General features: G+C 31.7%; 1 protein-coding gene. It reads right to left on the reverse strand.

Annotated features, from left to right (window positions below):
• A partial coding sequence (locus AC1DPZ_RS27990; protein WP_477409698.1) for a DUF4342 domain-containing protein occupies positions 1-132 on the reverse strand: 132 nt, incomplete at its 3' end.
• Positions 133-971: the final 839 nt, after the last annotated feature.

Here is a 971-nt window from a genome sequence, read left to right on the forward strand (position 1 = left end):
GGGGAAGCTCATGAGTTCTTTGCCGGCATGATCTGTAATGGTGATTTTTCTTACATTGCCTTCTGCTATCAATTCTTTTACTTTTTTAAGTAGGTTATCGCCGTGCAGGTAAAAGGTTTCTTTTATGGTCATGATTAAGTTTTATTAAGTGAATAATGGGTTCTTATTTCCGTTTTGACTCAGCTTTGCTGATGTTGTTACAAAAAAGCAGGATGGTACCATGAAGAAAAATAAAACCATTATTATTTTAGCCCATTTTTTGATTTGGGTAATCCTGTCAACACTTTATATTTATTTAACAGAACCGATTGTTAAATGGCTTTTCTGTGGCGGGCCTTGTTGTTATATTGATATCAATTGTAACATTAATGCTTGTGCGATTGAGGAAGATATAAGCTAAACGAATCTGATTCGGCGCTTTACAGCAATGAACGGAAGGCGATGCCCCCGCTGTTCCAAATTGTAGATTTCGAACCCTATGCCTGTAGTTTGCAATACAGTAACCCCTTTATATATTTATCCCAAACAAAAACACCATGTTTTGGAAAGGCCACGATATTTTGCCTTGAAGGTTTATTTTCCATCATCTTAATTTAAACAGAGGAACAAAAATTTCCAGTTAATCCTATGTGCGTATTAATAAATATCAATATCCCCAACAATTTTCAGAAAATCGCCTTAAATACGCAATAATAATTACTTTTTTAAAATATTTTATAATAAATGTCGTTAAAACATTAATCTATTGATGGATATTACTATATTAGGATTAAATAAATTGTCTGCATTAAATTATATCATAGGAGTTAAGAATGAACCTTCAGCGATATACATCCTGGCTAAAGCCTTTGGGGAAATTAAAATATGGACATTTAAGCTATTATTTTAATAAAAGGTCTTATTATTATAATGTACTTTTAAATCAATACGTTGAAATTGATAAGTATATTAGTCTATATAGGGATACAGAC

The organism is Mucilaginibacter sp. P4_G9, assembly GCF_056400985.1.